General features: G+C 31.8%; 1 protein-coding gene. It reads right to left on the reverse strand.

Translation table 11 applies throughout. The features are described from left to right. Positions 1-45: 45 nt before the first annotated feature. Positions 46-558, reverse strand: a complete 513-nt coding sequence (gene fliZ / locus PSF16_RS17350) for a flagella biosynthesis regulatory protein FliZ (RefSeq protein ID WP_272689800.1) — start codon at positions 556-558, stop codon at positions 46-48. Positions 559-1,353: the final 795 nt, after the last annotated feature.

Consider the following 1,353-nt stretch of genomic DNA (forward strand, 5'->3'; position numbering starts at 1 on the left):
AAAAATAATCGTATAACTAATTATTTTTATTAACTTAAAATATTATTAGTTTTTTTCTGACTGCCAGCTTAAATACTGCTCATATTTACGTAGTGCAATATTGTAGTTGCTAAATGCTGAATCAGTCATTTTATCACTCAACTGTTCTTGAACTTTACTTGCGGTAAAGTCTTTCATTGAAAAGTTAGAGGATGACAGCAGTTCATCTAAGCGGCGCAGACGAACAACGTACTCGCGGACGGTGCTATGACTCATTTCTGTCTGTAAGAACAAATACTGTTTAAAAGACATAATATCGAAATAGTCTGTATTGCTATTACAGAAAATTTCACTACAAAAACGACAAAGTGCTGTAAATTGCCCTTGAAGTTCGCCCCAAGCCGCTTCATCAACCAAATCGGTCATGTCAGCGATAGCTTCTTTATTCAAGATACTATCGTTGAAAACGAGGGAGATACGATCAAGAGTTTTATTACAGTGTGCACAATGAGTTTGGCTGTGTTTAAAATCTTTAATATAACGACTCAACGGCCGTTTCTTTACAATAGAAGCAGACATAATGGTAAAGCCCTGTGTGTAATTATAAAAATAAAAAGTAACAAGATAAATCCGGTTACATACATACCATGCCCATAGCATTAATGATTGTCTGCTATGTTGCATATCGAGATAAGTGTAATTACCTTATCTCATTTTCTTACTTTCCCTTTGTAAGGTGGATCCTTCTGGGAATGTAATGTAAGAAAATTTATTTCCCTTTGTCCGAAGCATTCTAACCTGTCTAAAACACTTTGGCGAATTTCTTATGAGAGTAATTTTGCACGTAAATTTGACCTAGCGTCAACCTAACGAACCTAATCGTTGTTAACCTAAATAGCAAAGTTTTATCACTTAAAAAACCAAGATTCGAAAGAGGGACACCCTTGGAGGCAGAGACTTTACCTGATAACCCCCTAACGATTCAAAGGAAATTTAATTTAAAAATCAATATTATATAGTGAAAAGCATTTTATTAATAAATTTGTGATACAGCTCACCTTTCACTTCTATAATCGCATTTTAAATGTACAGCCATTAATTCTATAAATATTCGATAATCCAGTTTTATACGTATAGTGTAAATTATTTTTTACATTGATTCTCAATTTTAATTATTTTTACTGCATATAAAAAAAAGTTATTAACATCATTAGAAAAGTTATAAGGAGTTTAATTTTCTCTTATTATAGACAATCTTTAGTTACTTTTACTTAACGTATTTTTTACAAAGTGGTTTGCTACTCACTTGGTATTTCATGCTGTTATTCTTATTTCATAAATATGTGAACTCAGTGTCAATTACGTATTTATACT

It is taken from the genome of Providencia sp. PROV033 (genome assembly GCF_028484855.1).
GTDB lineage: Bacteria > Pseudomonadota > Gammaproteobacteria > Enterobacterales > Enterobacteriaceae > Providencia > Providencia alcalifaciens.